Origin of the sequence: Syntrophus sp. (in: bacteria) (assembly GCF_040768185.1) — a bacterium.
Taxonomy (GTDB): Bacteria; Desulfobacterota; Syntrophia; order Syntrophales; family Syntrophaceae; genus Syntrophus; species Syntrophus buswellii.
This window is the reverse complement of the sequence record NZ_JAXGNC010000009.1, coordinates 1-17,421: the sequence shown is the minus strand read 5'-3', so window position 1 is coordinate 17,421 and position 17,421 is coordinate 1. Positions and strand designations below refer to the sequence as shown.

15 protein-coding genes and 1 pseudogene are annotated in these 17,421 nt (G+C 57.0%); all 16 read left to right on the top strand.

Going from position 1 to position 17,421, the window contains the following annotated elements; genetic code table 11:
- Positions 1–4 precede the first annotated feature (4 nt).
- Complete coding sequence (locus tag AB3175_RS09920; protein WP_367360780.1) at positions 5–907, top strand: branched-chain amino acid ABC transporter permease; 903 nt, start codon at positions 5–7, stop codon at positions 905–907.
- 2 nt (positions 908–909) lie between these two features.
- Positions 910–2,106, top strand: coding sequence for a high-affinity branched-chain amino acid ABC transporter permease LivM (gene livM / locus AB3175_RS09915; RefSeq protein WP_367360779.1), 1,197 nt, complete (start codon positions 910–912; stop codon positions 2,104–2,106).
- A 44-nt stretch (positions 2,107–2,150) separates the two neighbouring features.
- Positions 2,151–2,900 carry an ABC transporter ATP-binding protein gene (locus AB3175_RS09910; protein ID WP_367360870.1) on the top strand — a complete coding sequence of 250 codons (750 nt, stop codon included), beginning with the start codon at positions 2,151–2,153 and terminating at the stop codon, positions 2,898–2,900.
- Positions 2,901–2,902: 2 nt separating this feature from the next.
- Complete coding sequence (locus AB3175_RS09905) at positions 2,903–3,610, top strand: ABC transporter ATP-binding protein (RefSeq protein WP_367360778.1); 708 nt, start codon at positions 2,903–2,905, stop codon at positions 3,608–3,610.
- A gap of 129 nt (positions 3,611–3,739) precedes the next feature.
- The gene (locus tag AB3175_RS09900; RefSeq protein ID WP_367360777.1) at positions 3,740–5,692 is read left to right on the top strand and encodes a tetratricopeptide repeat protein; all 1,953 of its coding nucleotides are present in this window, start codon (positions 3,740–3,742) and stop codon (positions 5,690–5,692) included.
- A gap of 180 nt (positions 5,693–5,872) precedes the next feature.
- Complete coding sequence (locus AB3175_RS09895) at positions 5,873–6,454, top strand: polysaccharide biosynthesis/export family protein (RefSeq protein ID WP_367360776.1); 582 nt, start codon at positions 5,873–5,875, stop codon at positions 6,452–6,454.
- A gap of 37 nt (positions 6,455–6,491) precedes the next feature.
- Positions 6,492–7,685: an outer membrane beta-barrel protein gene (locus tag AB3175_RS09890; protein ID WP_367360775.1), complete on the top strand. Its 1,194-nt coding sequence runs from the start codon at positions 6,492–6,494 to the stop codon at positions 7,683–7,685.
- A gap of 47 nt (positions 7,686–7,732) precedes the next feature.
- On the top strand, positions 7,733–9,388 hold the full coding sequence (locus AB3175_RS09885; RefSeq protein ID WP_367360774.1) for an XrtA system polysaccharide chain length determinant: 1,656 nt from the start codon (positions 7,733–7,735) through the stop codon (positions 9,386–9,388).
- A gap of 51 nt (positions 9,389–9,439) precedes the next feature.
- Positions 9,440–10,264: a polysaccharide biosynthesis tyrosine autokinase gene (locus AB3175_RS09880; RefSeq protein WP_367360773.1), complete on the top strand. Its 825-nt coding sequence runs from the start codon at positions 9,440–9,442 to the stop codon at positions 10,262–10,264.
- Positions 10,265–10,278: 14 nt separating this feature from the next.
- On the top strand, positions 10,279–11,373 hold the full coding sequence (locus tag AB3175_RS09875) for an ExeA family protein (protein WP_367360772.1): 1,095 nt from the start codon (positions 10,279–10,281) through the stop codon (positions 11,371–11,373).
- A 407-nt stretch (positions 11,374–11,780) separates the two neighbouring features.
- Positions 11,781–12,965 carry a sugar transferase gene (locus tag AB3175_RS09870; protein WP_367360771.1) on the top strand — a complete coding sequence of 395 codons (1,185 nt, stop codon included), beginning with the start codon at positions 11,781–11,783 and terminating at the stop codon, positions 12,963–12,965.
- Between the two features lie 74 nt (positions 12,966–13,039).
- Complete coding sequence (locus tag AB3175_RS09865; RefSeq protein WP_367360770.1) at positions 13,040–14,041, top strand: Gfo/Idh/MocA family protein; 1,002 nt, start codon at positions 13,040–13,042, stop codon at positions 14,039–14,041.
- Complete coding sequence (locus tag AB3175_RS09860) at positions 14,038–14,511, top strand: acyltransferase (protein ID WP_367360769.1); 474 nt, start codon at positions 14,038–14,040, stop codon at positions 14,509–14,511. The genes AB3175_RS09865 and AB3175_RS09860 overlap by 4 nt, the downstream gene beginning before the upstream one ends.
- Before the next feature lie 41 nt (positions 14,512–14,552).
- Positions 14,553–15,662, top strand: coding sequence for a DegT/DnrJ/EryC1/StrS family aminotransferase (locus tag AB3175_RS09855; RefSeq protein WP_367360768.1), 1,110 nt, complete (start codon positions 14,553–14,555; stop codon positions 15,660–15,662).
- A gap of 270 nt (positions 15,663–15,932) precedes the next feature.
- Entirely contained in the window at positions 15,933–16,973 is a 1,041-nt protein-coding gene (locus tag AB3175_RS09850) for a lipid II:glycine glycyltransferase FemX (protein ID WP_367360767.1), read from the top strand.
- 62 nt (positions 16,974–17,035) lie between these two features.
- Positions 17,036–17,421, top strand: a pseudogene (locus AB3175_RS09845) (methicillin resistance protein); the annotation flags it as partial.

The window sequence follows — 17,421 nt, the reverse complement described above, 5'->3', positions numbered from 1 at the left end:
CAGGATGGAGTATTTTCTGGAGCTTTTCGTCGGGGGATTGACACGGGGCAGCATCTATGCCCTCATCGCCCTCGGCTACACCATGGTGTACGGCATCATTGAACTGATCAATTTCGCCCACGGCGAGATTTACATGATCGGGGCCTTCACCGCCCTGATCGTCGCGAGCGTCCTGACCCTGAGCGGCTTCTCGGGGGTGTCCGTTCTGGTCCTTGCGGCGGTTTTCGCCGTGGTGTATGCCTCAGCCTACGGGTTTACCGTGGAGAAGATCGCCTACAAACCCCTGCGCCAGGCGCCGCGCCTTTCCCCCCTGATCAGCGCCATCGGGATGTCCATCTTTCTTCAGAATTATGTTCTCCTCGCCCAGACCTCCGATTTTCTTCCCTTCCCCAATCTGCTGCCGCAGTTCGACTTCCTGGCTCCCCACGCCGCCGTCATCGGCTCGACGGAGCTCTTCATCATAGCCACCACGGCCGTTGTCATGGTTCTTCTAACCGTCCTGATCAAGTTCACCCGCATGGGCAAGGCGATGCGCGCCACCGCCCAGGACCGCACCATGGCCATGCTCACCGGCGTCAACGTCAACCGGGTGATTTCAAACACCTTCATCCTGGGTTCCGCCCTGGCCGCCCTGGGAGGGGTGCTCATCGCCTCCCACATCGGCCGAATCAATTTCTACATCGGCTTTCTCGCCGGCATCAAGGCCTTTACGGCAGCCGTGCTTGGCGGCATCGGGAGCATTCCGGGCGCCGTCCTCGGCGGCCTGCTCCTGGGCTGGACGGAGAGCTTCGCCACCGGCTACGTTTCCAGCGATTACGAGGACGTCTTCGCTTTTCTGCTGCTGGTGCTCGTCCTGATCTTCCGCCCGGCGGGGCTCCTGGGCCGGACCCCTACCGGAAAGGTGTAGCCATGCTGAAAAAAGCGGCTCTCACCTCCCTCTGGTTCCTGTTTCTCACCTTTCCTCTCCTCGTCATCCGGGTGAACACGATCGAACATCTCGTGGAATGGCGCTGGAAAAACATGATCTACGTGGGGATCGGCAGCTTCGTGCTGTCCCTTCTGTGGCAGTACCTGCTGGCCCGCCAGGCCTCGGCCCGCGGGCCCGGCGAAGGGGGAGGCTCACCGATGCGTTCCCTGTACCGCAGGATCCTGGACGATCGCCGGGTCCGGTACCCTCTTCTGGCGGCCTGCGGAGTCTTCGCCCTGGCCTTCCCCTTTCTTTTTCCCAGTTATCAGACCAGCATTCTGACGACGGCCCTGCTCTATATCGTCCTCGGGCTGGGCCTGAACATCGTGGTGGGGCTTGCGGGACTCCTCAATCTGGGCTACATCGCCTTCGCCGCCGTGGGCGCCTATGCCTACGCCCTCCTGAATGTCCATTTCGGGCTGGGCTTCTGGGCGGCCCTGCCCATCGGCGCCCTGCTCGCCGCCCTCTTCGGAATTCTCCTGGGATTCCCCGTCCTGCGGCTCCGCGGCGATTACCTGGCCATCGTCACCCTGGGATTCGGCGAGATCATCCGCCTGGTCCTTGAAAACTGGAACGACTTCTCCTTCGGCCCCAGCGGCATTTCCAACATCCCCCGTCCGGGGCTGTTAGGGGTCGAACTCAACCTCCAGCAGGCTACGTCCTATACCTACTATCTCATGATCGCCCTGTGCCTCCTCACCATCCTTGTAGTCAACCGCCTCCAGGATTCGCGCATCGGCCGCGCCTGGATCGCCCTGAGGGAGGATGAACTGGCCTGCGAGGCCATGGGCGTTGACAAGACCATGGCCAAGCTGACCGCCTTCGCCCTGGGGGCCACCTGGGCGGGCATGGCCGGGGTGGTCCTGGCCGCCAAGACGACCTTCATCAACCCGGCGAGCTTCACCTTCCTCGAATCGGCCATGATTCTGTCCATCGTCGTGCTGGGGGGGATGGGCTCCATCCCCGGCGTGATCCTCGGGGCCCTGCTGCTGATGCTTCTTCCGGAATACCTGCGGGTTTTCCAGGATTACCGGATGCTCCTCTTCGGAGCCACCATGGTCCTGATGATGGTCTTCCGCCCCCAGGGCATGGTTCCCGCCATCCGGCGGTCCTATCAATACAGGAGGGATGAGCCGTGACCGTAACGGAAGCCTCCCCCGCCCTGGACGTCCAGAAACTGACCATGGACTTCGGCGGTCTGCGGGCGCTCAACGGCGCTTCCCTTCAGGTGAAGGAGGGAGACATCGTCGCCCTCATCGGCCCCAACGGCGCCGGCAAGACGACTTTCTTCAACTGCATCACCGGGCTGTACCGGCCAACGGGAGGAGACATCTTTATTTCCCCGCCCGGCGGGAAGAAGGAGCGGATATCCGGGCTGAAGGTCCATGACGTCACGAAAAGGGGGCTGGCGCGCACCTTCCAGAACATCCGCCTCTTCTCGAACATGACGGTCCTGGAAAATGTCATGCTGGGCCGCCACTGCCGCAGTTCCGCAGGCATCCTGGGAGCCGTTCTCCGCGGACCGAAAACCCGCCGGGAGGAGAAGGACATCGCCCGCCGCAGCTATGCCATCCTGGAAAAGATGGGACTGGCTGACGCGGTCAATCTGCCGGCCAAGAACCTTCCCTACGGGGCGCAGCGGCGCCTCGAGATTGCCCGGGCCCTGGCGACGGATCCCTTTCTTCTGCTCCTGGACGAGCCGGCTGCCGGAATGAATCCCCAGGAAACCCGTGAGCTTGAGAGCCTGATTCGGCGCATCCGGGATGAGGAGCACATCTCCATCCTCCTGATCGAACATGACATGAAGCTGGTCATGAGCCTCTGCGACCGGGTCACCGTCCTGGATTACGGGCAGAAGATCGCCGAGGGCACACCGCGGGAAATCCGGGAAAATCCCGTCGTCATCAAGGCCTACCTGGGAGAGGACATCTGAACATGCTCGAATTGAGGCAGGTTGAAACCTGGTACGGAAACATCCAGGCCCTCAAAGGGATCGACATTTCGGTCCGCCCGGGAGAGATCATCACCCTGATCGGGGCCAACGGCGCCGGGAAAAGCACGACCCTCATGACGATCTCAGGGCTGGTTCCGCCCCGGAGGGGCGAGATCCTCTTCGAGGGAAAGCCCATCCATGACCGGGCGCCCGATGCCATCGTGGCCCTGGGAATCTGCCAGGTCCCGGAAGGGAGACACATCTTCCCGTCGCTGACCGTCGCCGAAAATCTCGACATGGGGGCCTTTCTGCGGCGGGACAGGCTGGCGATCCGCAACGACCTGGACTACGTCTTCGACCTCTTCCCGATCCTCGCCGAGCGCCGCCACCAGCCCGGCGGAACCCTCAGCGGCGGCGAACAGCAGATGCTGGCGCTTTCCCGGGCGCTCATGGCCCGGCCCAAACTCCTTCTCCTCGACGAGCCCTCCCTGGGCCTCGCACCCCTGGTCGTCCGCCTGATCTTCCAGATCATCCGCAAGATCAACTCGGAAAACGAGACGACCATCTTTCTCGTGGAGCAGAACGCCCACATGGCCCTCCAGGTGGCCCACCGGGGCTACGTCCTGGAAAACGGTGAGATCCTCATGGAGGGGACGGCGGACACGCTTCTCCACAACGAAGCTGTCCGCCAGGCCTACCTGGGGCTGTGAGAAAAACCGCTTTCAAGAAATGCCCTTTACAAAATTCCCGGAAAAGTTATAATCCCGCAATTGTTAAAAGATGTCGGCTCAGAGATTGCTTGTCTCATCAGCACCGGGCAATTCATGATGTTTTCATAAATGAAGGATGATTCGGCGGCTCTTAAAAAAATTATGGGAAAGGACAATGTAGAGAGGACCATGATGAAGGCGAAACGAATCGGTACAGCTGTTCTCGTGATGATGTTCCTGTGCGTTTGTCTTTCGGCCTGCGGCAGTCCTGAAGAGCGGAAGGCCAAATTTTTCAAGAACGGGGAGGAGCTTTACAAAAAGGGGGAATACGCCAAGGCGATCATCAATTATCAGAATGCCGTCAAGATCGATCCCCGCTTTGCCCTGGCCCACCAGATGATCGGCCTTTCCAATTTCCGGCTGAAGCGCTTTCAGCCGGCTTACGCCTCTCTCAATCGCGCCGTGGAGCTGAACCCGCAGCTCTGGGAGTCGCAGGTCACCCTGGGAAGCCTCCTGTTCGCGGCGGGGAAGAAAGCCGAGGCGCATGAAAAGGCGGATCTTGTCCTGGCAAAGATACCGGAGCATGAAGAAGCCCTGATGCTCAAAGTCCTCTGCCTCCTGGCGGATTCGAAGACCGAAGAAGGCGAGTCCATCCTGAAATCCCTGATCGCCCGCAACCCGAAGAAAGAAGAGCCCTACCTGCTGCTGGCGGGCCTGAAGAACCGGCAGAACCTTGGCGCCGATGCGCAGGCGATCCTGAAAAATCTCATTGCCCAGAACCCGCAGAGCAAAAAAGCCCGGCTCATGCTCATTGCAATGCTGGAAAGGCAGAAGGCCTGGCCGGAAGCGGAGAACGAATACAAGGCGCTGGCAGCCCTCGATCCGGCAGCCGATGACCCGAAGCTTCTCCTGGCGAGCTTCTATCAGCGGACAGGGCGGCCCTCGGCGGCCGAAACCATCCTGCTGGACCTGGTCAAGGGCCATCCCGACAAGCTGAACCCCCGGATCCAGCTCGCCCAGTTCTACGCGGCGGGGAAACAGTACGATTCCATGGTGGCCGTCCTTCAGAAGGCCATCCAGGATTTTCCCAAGGAGCTGGCGCCCTATGACATCCTGGCCCGGTATTACCTGACGGTCAACAACTCGAAACAGTCCATCGCCCTGCTCGAACAGTACCTGGACAAGGCGGGGAGCGCTCCCGCCGCCCTCAAGGCCAAACTCCTGCTGGCCGGCATTCTTTATCCCTCAGGGAACAAGGAAAGGGCCGAGAAGCTGGTGGAGGAAGTCATCAAGGAAAACCCCCAGGATGAGGCAGCCCATGTCATGAAAGGCGACATCCTGGCGGACAGAAAGGATTACGTCACCGCCATCGCCGAATACCGCTCCGTCCTCAAGTCGTCGCCCAATTCGATTCCCGTCCTCCTCAGGCTTGCCCGGGTTCACTCGCTGAACAAGGAGGATAAACTGGCTGAAGACACCTACAAGACCATTCTCAACCTGCAACCCAAGTCCGAAAGCGCCCTCTTCGGGCTCGCCCTGCTGGAGGAATCCCGGAAGCGGCCGGAGCAGGCACTGGCCTATTATGAAAAGATCCGCGGGTTCTACCCGCACAACGCCGGAGCGGCGATCGGCATCACCCGTATCCTGGAGGGGCGGGGAGAAATCTCCAAGGCCCGGGTCATTCATGAAGAGATGGTGTCCCGTTACCCCAACTCTCCCCTGCTCGTCAACAATCTGGCGTTCCATCTGGCCGAGTACGCGCCGACACCGGCCAACCTGAACCGGGCGGACAAGCTCCTGGCCCCCTTCATGAAAACCTACGGAAAGAATTATCACTTCGCGGATACGGCGGCCTGGATCGCATACCGGCAGGGGCGCTACGCCCAGGCCAGAGAGCTGCTGGCAGGGCTGGATGCGCAGACGCTCCGGAATCCCGCGATCAGCTACCACCTGGGCATGGTTTATCTCGCCCTGGGAAACACCGCCGAAGCCCGCTCGTACCTGAACGTTGCAGCGGCAAGCCGCGAGCCGTTCCCCGGGGACAGGGAAGCCAGGGAGGCCTTGAAAAAACTGGCCCCTTAAAGAGGCGCCGGGAATCTCTTCCCGCGCCTGGGCAAACGCCCCGCTCGGGGAGAAAAGCAAAAAATAAGGGTTTTGGAGGGGACAAATCAGGGTTTTCCTGATGGATGATCTGCGGATGTTCGCTTATGGTATCCTGCGAAGTCCGCCGACCCCAATAGATCGATTTTTGTGGAGGGAAAAATGAAAAGAATCGGAACACCCGTCATCCTTTGTCTTCTGTGCCTCCTGCTTGCCGTGACGCTTGGGGAAGCCTTCGCACAGAGCGCACAGAGCAGCTCATACCGAATCGGCGCCGGCGATGCGCTGGAGATTTCCGTGTGGAAGGATCAGAGCCTGACCCGGGAGATCGTCGTCCCGCCCGACGGCGTCATTACCTTCCCCCTCATCCAGGAGGTGAAGGTTTCCGATCTCACCGTTGCGGAACTTCGCGACATCGTGACGAAGAAAATCTCCTCCTATGTCCCTGACGCCAACGTCACGGTCATCCTGCTGCGAACCCCCAGCATGACGGCCTCCGTTGTGGGCAAGGTCAACAAGCCCGGCCAGTTTCCCATCACGCAGGAAACCGATGTCATGCAGATCCTGGCGATGGCCGGCGACCTCAACCCCTTTGCCGCCGGGGGCAGAATCCTCATCCTGCGGAAGGAAAACGGCAAGGATATAAAAATCCCCTTCGATTACAATGAAGTCAAGAAAGGAAAATCTCCAGCAGAATATTTTCCTCAAGCGCGGCGATGTGGTCGTGGTCCCCTGATTGAATGAAAATTTCCATGACAATTCCCCGGAAAGGACGGACTTCATGAACGAAAACAAGCGGCTGCCGTACGTTGTTTTTTCCCTGTTGCTGCTCTTGTGCCCTTTTTTTCTTCCGTCGTCCCAGGCGGCGGAAATCACGCTCACGCCGTCGGTCGGGCTTCGAACCGAGTACGATGACAACATCGATTTCGAGCACAACGATCGGAAGCGGGACGATTTCGTCTTCACGGTCAGTCCTGGACTCCGGCTGGACTACAAAACGGAGCGGACCTACCTGGGGGCCACGGCAAAGCTGAACGTGCTGAGGTATGCGGATTACAGCGATGAAGATGTCACCAACCAGTATTACGGGCTGAACCTCTCGCACCGGCTCCTGGAAAAGCTGAGCGTCCGGGCCAACGCCGGCTACAGCCGGGACACCACCAAGGATACGTATTTCGAGGAAACCGGCCTGGTCACGAGAAAATCCGACGTGCACCGCTATTCCGGCGGCGCGGGCCTCTCCTACACCTTGAGCGAGGTTTCGGACCTGGGCTTGAATTACTCCCACTCCCAGACCGATTACACCTCTGAGGACGATGAAGACACCACCAGCGATTCCGTGAGCCTGACGTACAGCCGCGCCTTTTATGACCGCCGCTACATCCTGTCGCTCTCCCCCCTCTACACCCACTACGACTCGGACAACAGCACCGTGGATAACTACGGGCTCTCCCTGGGAGTTTCCTACCGTTTCCGGGAAACCCTGACGATCAACGCTTCGGCGGGAGCCCGGTACTCCGACGCACAATACCACAAGTCGAGATACCGCCTGAGGGAAGAAACGGACACCAACTGGAACTGGACAGCCAACATCTCCGCGACAAAATCCTGGGAAACGGCCTCCGCCACCGTCGGCTATTCGAGAGATATGAATTTCACGAGCGAGGGCGAACCGATCAACGTCGACCGCTTTTATGCCAACGCCAGCAGAAAAATCACCGAAAAATTCGGTGCGGCTGTGAGCGGTGCGCTGTCGTTCACCAAATCGGACGATACGAAATATGAGGCCTCCGAGGAAGATTCCCGATACTATTCGATTTCACCGAGCCTCTATTACACCTTCACCAAGGATTACCGGCTGGATGTCGGGTACACCTATGCCAACGACTACGACAAAACCCTGGATCGCTACAGGACCATCGATCGCAACCGGTTCTGGATCCTTCTGACCTTTAATTTCCCCTACACCTGGTAAGGGGATGTCGTTTTACAGGACGACAGCAAACGGAGAGCATCACGATTATGGAACAGGGGCGAGTGGCCATGCAGCCGCAAAAGCAGATGGATTTCCATGAACTCAGGCAGTTGGTCAGGCGACTGCTGAGGAAACGGGGAAAAATGTTCCTGGTCACGTTTTTATCCCTTCTGCCTCTGGGGATTCTTACGGCCTTTGTCCTGCCCCCCGTTTATGTCTCCAAATCCACGATCCTCATTGAAACGCAGCAGATTCCCCAGGAGTATGTCCGGACATCGGTCACGAGCTACGCGGAGGAGCGCCTTTCAACCATTACCCAGCAGATCCTCAGCCGCGCCAGGCTTATCGAAATCATCAACCGCTTCAACCTCTATCCGGAAATGCGCAACATCTTCGCCATGGAGGAAGTGATCGCCAACATGAGGGACGACATTGCCCTGGAAACGATCAGCACGAGCGATTTCGGCAAAAGCAGGCGCCCGTCGGGAAAGGAAACGACGGTCGCCTTCACCCTCTCTTACAGTGGAAAAGATCCGGCCACGGTGCAGAAGATCGCCAATGTCCTGTCCTCTCTTTACCTGGAGGAGAATTTCAAGAAGCGGGAAGAGCGGGCCGCGGGAACGGCGGAATTCCTCAATTCCCAGCTCCTTGAGCTCAAGAAGCAGATGGACGGCTATGCCAACCAGATCAGCGCCATGAAAAGCGCCCATATGGGAGAGCTGCCGGAACACGGAGTGAGCAACATGCAGGCCCTTGACCAGCTCCGCCGCGACCTTGACCAGGCCAACGCCCAGATCCGCATTGCCCAGGAAAGAAAGGTCTACCTGGAGAGCCAACTGGCGACGGTGGATCAGTACATTACCGACAAGGGGATGGGAGACGTGGAACAGAGCCCCGCGGTCCGGCTGGAGGCCCTGCGCAGCGAGTTGATCAATCGCCAGACGACCCTGAGCGACAGGCACCCGGACATCATCCGCCTGAAGAGGGAAATCCGGGAGTTGGAGAAGCGGCTCGCCGAGGGGCACAAGGCGGGAGGCAGGGGAACCCAGCCGACGGGAAGGTCGAACATCAATCCGGCCTACACCTCCCTGAAAACCCAGCTTGAAACGGCGGCGCTGGATATCCGCTCCCTTCAGCAGCAGGCGGCCCAGATCCGGGGCCAGATGGGCGCCTACCAGGGCAAGCTGACCCGCGCCCCGATGATTGAAGCGGAATACAAGGGCCTTCTGGGCGATTACGAAAACGCCAAGAACAAATACAACGACATCATGAACAAACTCCTGGAGGCCAAAGTCGCCCAGGGGATGGAGGAAGCACAGAAGGCGGAGCGATTCACCATCATCGAACCGGCCGCTTTCCCGGAAAAGCCGGCGAAGCCGGACCGGCCCAAGATTCTCCTGGCCGGATTTTTCCTGTCTCTGTTTGCCGGGATCGCCCTGGTCGCCGCCCAGGAGTCCCTGGACCGGTCCGTCAAGACGGAGACGGATCTGAACTCGCTGGCCGGTGTTCCCGTGCTCTCGGTGATACCTTTCATGAGCCACGCTGAAGAGAAAAAAAGCTGGAAGCTGGACCGGAAAATGCTGATGATCCTGGCGGCTTGCGCCGTTGCCGGAGTCGTGCTGCTCGTCCTGGTCCATTTCTTCCTCATACCGCTGGACATTCTCTGGATTCGCCTGCAGAGGAAATTGTTGCTGATGTTTTAAAGACGGGCCGTAAACAGGATAGGAAAACTTCATGATGAAACAGGGTATGCCATGAGCAAGATACAGAAAGCGCTGGAAAAGGCCAAGGAAATGCGGGGCGATTTCTTCGACAGGTTCACCCGTGCTCCGGAAGCCCCCGAAGACGCGGAGAGCATCCAGGGCCGCCGGCGAAGGGACAGGCGGGAGGAGGCGCAGGCGCCCGTTTACCTCCACACGCGCACCGTTTCCGCGGATTTTGAGCACCTTCTCCAGAATCACATCATCCCCGATTGCAAGGGCAGCTCGGCGGCCAACCGGGTCAAAATGCTCCGCACCCACATTCTGTCCAAAATGGCCAACGAAGGGAAAAACGCCCTGCTGATCACCAGCGCCAATCCCGGTGAAGGAAAGACGCTGACGGCCATCAACCTGGCCATCAGCATTTCCCAGGAGATGGACCGCACCACCCTGCTGGTGGATTCCGATCTCCGCAAGCCCTCCGTGCACAGCTATTTCGGCTTTGAAGCCAACCAGGGACTTTCCGACTATCTCCGCAAAGACATTCCCCTGAGCGCCCTACTGGTCTCACCCGGCATCGAAAAACTGGTCATCCTGCCCGGCGGAAGGCCTCTGACCAACTCGTCGGAGCTGCTGGGATCGCCGAAAATGGAATCCCTGGTGATGGAGCTCAAGGAGCGTTATTCGAACCGTTTCATTATCTTCGACAGTTGCTCCCTCCTGGAGTTCGCCGACCCCCTCGTCCTTGCCCGGTTTATCGACGGCATCCTGCTTGTGGTGGAAGCGGAAAAAACGACCAGGAACGATCTGAAGCGGGCCTTTGAACTGCTCAAGGACAGGCCCGTTATCGGCACCCTTCTGAACAAACTCAGAGATTAAGGAAAAAAACGCCCATGTACGAATCATTCTACGGATTGAAGGAAAACCCCTTTAACCTGACTCCGGACCCCTCCTATCTCTTCATGAGCAAAGTCCATGAGGACGCCTACACCCACCTGGAATACGCCATTGTGGAAAGCAAAGGATTCGTCGTCATCACGGGGGAAATCGGCTCCGGAAAGACGACTCTGATCAATCTGCTTCTGAACAAGATCCAACAGAACATCCAGGTGGGCGTGATCAACCAGACCCTGGTTTCCCCGACCCAGTTCCTCAAGATGGTCTGCCAGGAATTCGAGCTGCCGACGGACTCCCGGGACAAGGCGGAGCTTCTCGATCTCATTCACTCGTTTCTTCTGAAGCAGTTCTCTCGCAGAAAGCGGGTGACCCTGATCATCGATGAAGCCCAGAACCTGCCGGACAACACCGTGGAGGAGATCCGCATGCTTTCGAACCTGGAATCGGAAAAGCACCACCTCATCCAGATGATCCTCGTCGGCCAGCCGGAGCTGAAGTACAAGCTGCAGCAGAAGCGGCTGGAGCAGTTTGTTCAGCGCGTGACGGTCTACTGCCATTTGAGCGGTCTCGACCGCGATGAAGCAGCCAGCTATATCCGCCATCGCCTGTCCATTGCCGGTGCGGAGAATCCCGAGCTCTTCACGGCGGAGGCCATTGACGCCATCCACCGCTATGCCCGGGGAATTCCCCGGCTGATCAACATCCTGTGCGATGCGGCCCTTGTTTACGGCTTTGCCGATGAACTCCGCACCATCGACAAAATCGTCATTGACGAAGTCATTGCGGAAAGGAAAATCGGAGGCATCTTCCCGGAGCAGGGCGCGGAACAGGAGGCCGATCTGCCTTTGATGCCCGAGTACGGGGAACGACGGACCCCGGGGATGGAGCAGCAGTTTTCGTCCATCGAGAGCCGCCTCCAGCTTCTTGAAAGCCTCGTGGCCGACATGAACTCCCGCCTGGGAATCCTTTTCGAACGGAAAGAGCAGCAGGATGAGCGGGTGCTGCAGCTGCTGAACATGCTGAAGGAAAGCAATGAAAGCAGGGTGGCGCTGATGGCGGAGATTTCCGTCCTCAAGCAGCAGGCGGGCTGACAGATATCAGGGCATTATTCCGAATTCTTAACCGAACTTCCCCCACGATCCCAGGATTGTACAACATTTTTTTGCCTGAACAACGAGAGACAGGAATCTTTACGACAAAGCCAAAGCATGGTATAAAGATATCAGTGGCAACGCTGATTCTCATCCGATTTATCCATGTTCCAACCTCCGTGACCGTACCTTTCCGTAGCCTGGGGACGAAACGATTCAGGTTTTTGGAAGGGGCAAATCAGGGTTTTCCCCTATTGTCGAGTTAAACCGTTTTTTCTATAACGTGTTCATCGCACAGAGGAAAGGCGCAGAACAAAGTTGTCAGGCACATTAAACTTGGATCAATGCCTGCGGTTACGTCAACGGCTTCTTGATCCATTTTTTCCGGCCACCGGCAGGGGATCATCATGACAAAGATATCAGAAGCCGAAGAGAAATCAGAATACCGTTCCTCCTCAAGCTCCGTCCGATTCTTCTCCCCGCCATCCCCGGCTGAAGAATTCTGCAGCGAAGCCGTCTTTCAGGAAAAGCTGCTCCGGGAGAGGCAGCGCACCGACCGCACGGGCCGGCCCTTCCTGCTCATGCAGATCGGTCTGGAATCCCTCCTGAAAAAAGAATCGACCAAGAGCGCCAAAGACCTTGAACATCTTGAGCGCAGGCTCATCGCGGGAGTCTGCTCACCCATCCGTCAGACGGACATTGCGGGATGGTTTGCCTCCTGCTCCGTTATCGGTGTCATCTACACGGAAATCGACAAGGAAAAGCGCTTTGAGATCCGGGAAAAGCTGCTGACGCGGGTCAGGAAGCAACTGGCCGAGATCCTCGGACCGGAATTAAGCGCGGTTCACATTTCCTTTCAATGTTATCCCATGGACTTTGACCCCGAACAGGAATCGTCCTTCAAGCTCTATTTCTCCCCGGAGGCCAAACGAGAAAAAGGCGGGAAATCCCTCTCCCTGATGATCAAGCGAGTCTTTGACATTGTCGGGAGCCTCGGTGGGCTGCTGTTCTTTCTGCCGTGCTTTTTCGTTCTTCCCATCCTCATCAAGAAGACCTCCCCGGGCCCCGTATTCTTTCGCCAGACGAGACTGGGGCTGAACGGAAAGCCCTTCGTCTTCCTGAAATTCCGAAGCATGAGGGTGGACAACGACCCCACCATCCACCAGGAATTTATCAAGGCGCTCATTGAAAAGGATCCCGCCTCTTCCGATACATCCTCCATGGAACAGGAGCAGGTCTACAAGATTCAGAGCGACCCCCGCGTTACGCCGATCGGGCACTTCCTGAGGAAGACGAGCCTGGACGAAATCCCGCAGTTTCTCAACGTCCTGCGGGGCGAAATGTCCCTCATCGGCCCCAGGCCCCCGATCCCCTACGAACTGGAACATTATCAGTCCTGGCATCGTCGCAGGATTATGGAAGTCAAACCCGGAATTACCGGTCTCTGGCAGGTCAAAGGCCGCAGTTCCTGCAGTTTTGACGAAATGGTGCGGCTTGATCTTCAGTACAGCCGGGAGTGGTCTCTCTGGCTCGACCTCAAGATTCTCCTTCAAACGCCATGGGTCATGATTGCAGGGAAAGGCGCCTATTAACATTTAACCGGAACTACAACAGGCGGCAGTCCCGGGATGGACATCCGGAACTGCAGGCGGAGAGGAGATTTTGCGTGATTCGAATCGGCGTTATCGGATATGGTTACTGGGGACCCAACATTGTGCGGAATTTCAATTCGATCGAAGGGGCATGCGTGGCGGCCGTCTGCGACATGAACCCCAATGCCCTGAAGAAGGTCAACGCCGCCTGGCCGAACATCAGAACAACCACGGAAAGTACTGAAATCATTGCTGCGGGAGACATCGACGCCATCGCCGTCGTCACCCCCGTCTACACCCACTACGAACTGGCCAGGAAGGCCCTCCAGGAGGGCAAACACGTCTTCGTCGAAAAGCCCTTCACCTCCACGTCCGCCCAGGCGGCGGAGCTGAATGAACTGGCGGCCCGGAAGAACCTCACCATCATGGTGGATCACACCTTCCTCTTTACCGGGGCCGTCCGAAAGATCAAGGAACTGATGGATGAGGGAACGCTCGGCAACCTGTACTACTTCGATTCCATGCGGGTCAACCTGGGCCTCTTTCAGCATGACATCAACGTGATCTGGGATCTTGCGCCCCACGATCTTTCCATCATGGACTATCTCGTGCAGGATGCGCCCCAGGCGATTGTGGCGACCGGCACATCCCACTTCAACGGATTGGAGGATGTCGCCTACGTTTCATGCTACTTTTCCAACAACATGATCGCCCACTTCAACGTCAACTGGCTTTCCCCCGTCAAGGTGAGAACGATGCTCATCGGCGGAGACAAAAAGATGCTGGTCTGGAATGACCTGGAGGCCGACGAAAAGATCAAGATCTATGACAAGGGAGCGGACGTGCAGAACCGTGAAGGCGTTTACAATCTTCTCATCAACTACCGCTCCGGGGATGTGTGGATGCCCAAGGTGGAAGTGACGGAAGCGCTGAAGCTGGAGGCCAGCTACTTTGTGGACTGCGTCTCCCACAACACCGCCCCCATCAACGACGGCCATGCGGGGATGCGGGTCGTCAAGATCCTGGAAGCCGCCAATCATTCCCTGCTGAATAAAGGAGCCATGACTTACCTATGAGCCAGTACCTGTGCATCGCCGATGACGTCCGGCTGGGAGAGAACGTCAAGTTATCGAAATTCATCAACGCCTATGGCTGCACCATCGGCGACAACACAAAAATCGGCGCCTTTGTGGAAATTCAGAAAAACGCCACCATCGGCAGGAACTGCAAGATTTCCAGCCACACCTTCATCTGCGAGGGCGTCACCATCGAGGATGAGGTCTTTGTTGGCCACAATGTTGCATTCATCAATGACACCTATCCCCGGGCGACAACGGCGGACGGCGGTCTGCAGACGGAGGCGGACTGGCAGGTGGAGCCCACCCGGGTGAAAAAGGGGGCGTCCATCGGTTCCGGCTCGACGATCCTCAGCCGGGTCACCATCGGGGAGAACGCCCTGATCGGAGCCGGCAGCGTCGTGACCCGCGACGTTCCCGATAACGCCATCGTGGCCGGCAATCCGGCAGCGTATATCAGGGACATTTGATCGACGGTATGTCGACTTTTCACAGACAGGGAGATATTCTCATGCAGGTTCCTTTTCTCGATTTGAAAGCGCAGTACAGAAGCATCAAGGAAGAAATCGATGCGGCCATGCAGGCCGTCGTGGATCAGACCGCCTTCGCCGGCGGGCCCTTTGTCGCCCGCTTCGAGGAGGCCTTTGCCAAGTTCTGCGGGTGCAAATATGCCGTCGGCGCTGGAAGCGGCACGGACGCCCTCTGGATGGCGCTGATCGCCTCCGGGGTCGGTCCGGGCGATGAAGTCATCACCGTTCCCGACACGTTTATCGCCACGGCGGAAGCCATTTCGTTCTGCGGCGCCAAGCCCGTCTTCGTGGATGTGGTGGAAAGCACCTGCAATATGGATCCGGAAAAGCTCGAAGGCGCCATTACGGAACGGACCAAGGCGGTCATCCCCGTTCACCTCTTCGGCCAGCCGGCGGACATGGATCCCATCCTGGAAATCGCCCGCAGACACGGGCTTCTGGTGATCGAAGACGCCTGCCAGGCCCATGGTTCCCAGTACAAGGGCAGGATGGCCGGCTCTCTCGGCGATGCCGGCTGCTTCAGCTTCTATCCCGGCAAAAACCTGGGCGCTTATGGGGAAGCGGGCGCTGTCGTGACCAACAGCGAGGCTTTGGCGGAAAAGATGCGCATGTTCCGGGATCATGGGCAGGCGCGCAAGTACGAACATGAAATGATCGGCTGGAACGCCCGCATGGATGGTCTGCAGGGCGCCGTCTTGTCGGTCAAGCTGAATCACCTGGAAGACTGGAACAACGCCCGGCGGCAGAATGCCCATTTCTACGATGAGCTTCTCCAAGGGGTGCCCGGCATCATTGTCCCCACGGAGGCGGACTATGCCCGCCATGTCTATCACATCTACGCCATCCGCGTGAAAAACCGCGACAAACTGATTCCCCAGTTGGCGGAGCACCAGATCTTCTGTGGAATACACTATCCGATCCCGCTTCACCTTCAGAAGGCTTATGAATCCCAGGCGATTCCGGCAGGCCGCTTCCCCATGGCAGAGCAATGCGCCTCGGAGTTTCTCTCGCTCCCCATGTACCCGGAACTGACCAGAGAGCAGATCGAGTTTGTCTGCACAACGCTCAAGACCCAGATTCCCCAGGAATAAACCTCTTGACAAAGACTGTTGTGCCTGTTTGCGGGAATATCCCTTATGCTTTAAAAATAAGGGATATTCTTTAATCCTTGTGGTAATGTAGCGTATCTTTTTTCATCATTTCATTGTAAATCCATTCCTTAATATGTGGGTTTGCCGGCGTATCCATGCAGGATTCCGATTTATACGTTTTTTTTAGCGGGTTCTGTAACTCAGGGGGCGGAGCTGTGCTCAAGGGCCGATCCGGGATCGAGAGTTCGCAGAAGGCATTAACCTGTCGTCATGAGTGAGGAAATCCGGATTGTTAACCCGCTGGACAATCCGCACTGGGACGATCTCATCCTTTCTAATCCGGCATCCTCTTTTTTCCATTCCGCAGCCTGGGCAAGGGTGCTTGTTGAATCCTATGGATACAAGCCGCTCTATTTCGCGTCCTTTTCTTCGGAACGGCTTTGCGCCTTACTGCCTGTCATGGAGGTAAACAGTTCTTTAACGGGAAACAAAGGGGTTTCCTTGCCCTTCACCGATTACAGCAATCCCATCATTGATGGAGCTGTTCAGCCCCAGGTGTTTTTAAATCGAGCGCTTGAGCATGGCCGGCAACGTCGCTGGAAGTATCTGGAACTGAGGGCGGCAAATCTGTTTCTACCATCCACTCCACCCTCGCTGACTTACATAGGCCATACCCTGGATCTCAACGGAACATTGGATCGGATTTATTCTCGTTTTCGAGGCAGCACCAGGAGAAACGTCAAGAAGGCCCTGCGGGAAGGAGTGGAGATTAACATTGGCACCTCCCCGGATTTCGTAAAGGAGTTTTACCGTCTCAATTGTTTGACGAGGAGAGAACATGGTCTGCCGCCGCAGCCCTATGAATTTTTCAAGAGCATCCACAGGCATGTCCTCCTGAAAGGCCTCGGATCCGTCATCCTTGCATCTTATCGAGGAAAGCCCATCGCCGGCTCAGTTTTTTTTCACTTCGGCAGGAAAGCGCTTTACAAATACGGTGCATCCGACCACACGCACCAATGGCTCCGGGCAAACAACCTCGTCATGTGGGAAGGAATAAAAGCTTATGCTGAAAAGGGATATGAAAGTATTTGCTTCGGCAGGACAGAGATGGAAAATCAGGGTCTTCTGCAGTTCAAGTCCGGATGGGGAACAAGCGAACATCTGATTCGTTATTACCGTTACGATTTCGGAAGGCAGACCTTTGTCCGCACTTCTTCAAAGGTGACGGGGTTCCACAATAAAATTTTCAAGAAAATGCCTCTCCTTCTGCTGAAAAAGTTGGGGAATGTTCTTTACCGGCATATGGGTTAAACGAATAACAGAGCGGTCAGAAACCAAGACAGGATATTTCCTGTCTGATAACGGAGATGTTTTTGGGAACGATAGCATTTATTAACCCTGAAGAGGACACCCGATGGGATCATTTCGTGGAGAACCACCCCTACGGATGGATCTGTCATCTTTCAGGATGGAAACAGGTTCTGGAAAAAAGTTTCAGCCATATGAAAGGATACTACCCCGTTCTTCTGGATGAAACGACCCTGCAAATCAAGGCGGCCATGCCGGTTTTTGCGGTAAAAAGCTGGCTGACCGGAAAGAGACTCGTCAGTATTCCCTTTGCAACCCTTTGTGATCCCTTGATTGAATCCGGCGAAGAAATGCATCAGCTCCTTGATGCCGTATTGAATCTCTTCAATAAGATAGGTGCAAACTACCTTGAAATCAGGACCTTATCCTCTTCCCATCTCATTCAAAATGA

Bases quoted from the DNA above. Each gene is read 5' to 3' on its own strand.
- AB3175_RS09920 (WP_367360780.1), top strand. From the start codon at position 5: ATGGAGTATTTTCTGGAGCTTTTCGTCGGGGGATTGACACGGGGCAGC.
- livM (WP_367360779.1), top strand. From the start codon at position 910: ATGCTGAAAAAAGCGGCTCTCACCTCCCTCTGGTTCCTGTTTCTCACC.
- AB3175_RS09910 (WP_367360870.1), top strand. From the start codon at position 2,151: ATGGACTTCGGCGGTCTGCGGGCGCTCAACGGCGCTTCCCTTCAGGTG.
- AB3175_RS09905 (WP_367360778.1), top strand. From the start codon at position 2,903: ATGCTCGAATTGAGGCAGGTTGAAACCTGGTACGGAAACATCCAGGCC.
- AB3175_RS09900 (WP_367360777.1), top strand. From the start codon at position 3,740: ATGAAGGATGATTCGGCGGCTCTTAAAAAAATTATGGGAAAGGACAAT.
- AB3175_RS09895 (WP_367360776.1), top strand. From the start codon at position 5,873: ATGAAAAGAATCGGAACACCCGTCATCCTTTGTCTTCTGTGCCTCCTG.
- AB3175_RS09890 (WP_367360775.1), top strand. From the start codon at position 6,492: ATGAACGAAAACAAGCGGCTGCCGTACGTTGTTTTTTCCCTGTTGCTG.
- AB3175_RS09885 (WP_367360774.1), top strand. From the start codon at position 7,733: ATGGAACAGGGGCGAGTGGCCATGCAGCCGCAAAAGCAGATGGATTTC.
- AB3175_RS09880 (WP_367360773.1), top strand. From the start codon at position 9,440: ATGAGCAAGATACAGAAAGCGCTGGAAAAGGCCAAGGAAATGCGGGGC.
- AB3175_RS09875 (WP_367360772.1), top strand. From the start codon at position 10,279: ATGTACGAATCATTCTACGGATTGAAGGAAAACCCCTTTAACCTGACT.
- AB3175_RS09870 (WP_367360771.1), top strand. From the start codon at position 11,781: ATGACAAAGATATCAGAAGCCGAAGAGAAATCAGAATACCGTTCCTCC.
- AB3175_RS09860 (WP_367360769.1), top strand. From the start codon at position 14,038: ATGAGCCAGTACCTGTGCATCGCCGATGACGTCCGGCTGGGAGAGAAC.
- AB3175_RS09855 (WP_367360768.1), top strand. From the start codon at position 14,553: ATGCAGGTTCCTTTTCTCGATTTGAAAGCGCAGTACAGAAGCATCAAG.
- AB3175_RS09850 (WP_367360767.1), top strand. From the start codon at position 15,933: ATGAGTGAGGAAATCCGGATTGTTAACCCGCTGGACAATCCGCACTGG.